General features: G+C 52.4%; 3 protein-coding genes. All 3 read right to left on the minus strand.

What is annotated here, in order from left to right:
• A partial coding sequence (locus tag ABYV26_RS24035; RefSeq protein WP_372683882.1) for a rhodanese-like domain-containing protein occupies positions 1 to 836 on the minus strand: 836 nt, incomplete at its 3' end.
• A 55-nt stretch (positions 837 to 891) separates the two neighbouring features.
• The gene (locus tag ABYV26_RS24040) at positions 892 to 1563 is read right to left on the minus strand and encodes an ArsR/SmtB family transcription factor (protein WP_372683883.1); all 672 of its coding nucleotides are present in this window, start codon (positions 1561 to 1563) and stop codon (positions 892 to 894) included.
• A gap of 468 nt (positions 1564 to 2031) precedes the next feature.
• Positions 2032 to 2866: sensor histidine kinase (locus ABYV26_RS24045; RefSeq protein WP_372683884.1), on the minus strand; the 835-nt coding region annotated here is incomplete at its 5' end.

Raw genomic sequence — 2866 nt, forward strand, 5'->3', positions numbered from 1 at the left:
AAAAGACTGGTGGCAAGAAGGATTAAAATCGAAGCTACAGAGATAAGCACCAGGGGATTTTGCAGCAGCGCCCCCATCAAGCCGCCGGTCATGGCGGCTACCACACCCAACACCGAGTTAGTGATGGACAGCCCGCCAATGTAACAGAGTCCGTGGCCGATCAATTGCCGCCTGTCACTTCTTGCTCCGAAATAGGAGATCGTGATGGGTATCAGCGGATAGACACACGGCGTCAGGTTCAGTGCCATGCCGCCTGCGAATATGCCCAGCAGGGTCCAGATCATGGCCCAACCGTAAAGAACGCCCGGTGCTTCAACCGGGCTTCCCAGACCGGTCAGTCCCGCCGGTTTTGCTTCCACCGGCAGGTTTTTTTCGTTCCATGTCGGGAAACCCACCGGGTCGCGATATACGTTTTTATAGCCGAGTTGCACAGCTACCCGAGCTGCCGAGTCGCTTCGGACTCATGAGAGCCCCGCTCAGTAGAAAACGATGGTGCGCTCCTTGTCTTCACCCAAAAATCTGGCCAGATCCCCTTTTTTCTGCCACCGGGCAAGCCAGGTCGGCTCCATGGAAAAATTGACGGCACCTTCGATATGACCCGTGCGATACTCCCATTCCTGGCGGGTATCCACGAGGAGCAGGCTGTCCCGCTTTTGGCTGTAGCGCGTCCACAAGGCCTCGGTCGAAATGAGTCGGTAGCCTGCTGTTTCCGCTTCGGCCAAGACATCGTCCCAGGTCGCTTGCTTTGGCGTCACCGCCCCATTGGTTAACAGCAGGGCGACAAGCGTCACGGCAACGGCGAATAGAGCCAAGATCGATATTTTTCTATCTTTCAATGATCGTTATCCTTGTCCGCAAATATATCTTGACCACAATTGCCACTTTTCCGGTTCAATCGCCGATCTCAACCGTCAATCCCATGGCACGCCAGTCCTGGACGCCCTCTTCAAGTCGGATGGCATTGAACCCCTGTTGACGCAGCACTTCGACCGCCTGAACCGCAAGAACGCAAAAGGGTCCACGGCAATAAGCCACGATCTCCCGGTCTGCCGGCAGTTTGGCGAGGATCTCTTTCAGACGATCCAGAGGAACGGAAAGCGCCCCGGGAATATGCCCGGCCCGATACTCTTCGACTGGACGGACATCCAACACGGTTACGCCTCCTTCGATCACCCGCTTCAACAGGTCTTTCCGGTTGACCGGCTCCATGCCTTCCCTGCCCTCCAGGAAACGCCGCTTGATCATATCCACTTCGGCGAGACGGTGTTCGGCCAGGAGGCGCATGGATCGGAAGAACTCGCAGACCATTTCATCAGCCAGCCGGTATTTAACGTAAAGCCCCTCTTTTTCGGCCTTTATCAACCTTGCCGCCTTGAGCGTCTGCAGGTGCTGTGATGTGTTGGCGACGGTCAGGCCGGTTTCTCTGGAAAGCGTTTCAACAGTTTTTTCACCCTGGCATAGCAGATCGAGCAGCTCCAAGCGTTTGGGGCTCGACACCGCTTTGCCAATCCTGGAAAATTGTTCGTAGATGGCGTCCTTAAATTGTCTGCCGGGGCTCTTCATGGACTCACCCTTCTATTATTCAATTAATTAGTTGAATAATAGATATATTAACCGAGTCTAATTATCAATGGATCAATCTATATCGTCTCGATCTGGGTTATGTTTGCCAAGCGGACATCGAATAGAGCAATCATTTCACCCCATCCTTCCATGTTCTCTATTCGTCATCGCCCGTGTCGCGGCACTTCCCATCAAAATTAGGTGGTTACTCTTTTTAACCACACCCTGAAAAAGGTAGTTGCCGAGAAGCAAAGCGTGCAGGAACTGGAAAAAGGGCGTCCTTAATCAGTGCCCATCCAGAAACGGCTATGTTTTCCGATATCTGCGCCAAAAATATCATACCAGCGCCTCGTAATATGGAATTCATGGTGTCAACCGCTGCGACATTCACAGACTGGTATGCCCATTATAATGATTAAAGGGATTACCATTGGAGTCCGCTGAGCGCCGGTAATAAAGGCCGAGCCGCTAACGGGGCGCTTCATTTTTTCTGGCACCACGCCGCGGCAAAACGATGTAGACACAGGCGCCGCCAAGAAAAGAAGTTTCGATGCCGAAGGTTCCGCCATGCACCTCGGCACAGTATCTCATGCTTAACAGGCCTAATCCCGTGCCGTCCGGTTTCGTCGTGTAAAACGCTTCGAGAACCCGGTTTCGTTCCTCCGACGGAATCCCAGGGCCATCATCGTTGACTTCAAGCCGTATATGTTCATCATCCCCGGATAGCTTCACCAGGATCTGGCCACGCTCCCCGGTGGCCTCCGCCGCGTTGACGATAAGGTTGAGAAGGCCTCTGAGGAGGATTGATTCATCGACCGCGGCATAACTCATTTCCGGCAATTCGCTCTTGATCGAACACCGTTTTACCGTTTTATGGGTCCTCGCCAACTTCATTGCCACGGCCACTGCAGAAACCATATTTGTTTTGTGAATTTCGCTCGACTGGTGCTTGCCACTCACGTCTGCCAGTCTCTTCGCATAATCTTGGACCTGGTTGTTCACGCTTTGCAGGTTGTCGACATGCACCATATCCGACGCTTTGAGTTCCTTGCTCTGGGACAACTTTTCTATGGCAAACTGGCTTACGGTGAGAATGTTGTTTAGATCATGCGCAATTGAAGATGCAAACAATCCTGCCATAGCCTGTTTTCCCGCAGCCATAATCGCATCGCGTTGTTTTTGGCCATCTCGCTCCTTGCGCTGTAGGCGTTGGAACAAAAAAAACAATGCGGCAAAAATCAATAGTGCGGTGAGCATTACAAATAATGACCCCTTGTACAATTCAACATATTGAAGCTGCTCC

It is taken from the genome of Desulfosarcina sp., from assembly GCF_041551955.1.
Classification (GTDB): Bacteria; Desulfobacterota; Desulfobacteria; order Desulfobacterales; family Desulfosarcinaceae; genus Desulfosarcina.

Bases quoted from the DNA above. Each gene is read 5' to 3' on its own strand.
- ABYV26_RS24040 (WP_372683883.1), bottom strand. From the start codon at position 1,563: ATGAAGAGCCCCGGCAGACAATTTAAGGACGCCATCTACGAACAATTT.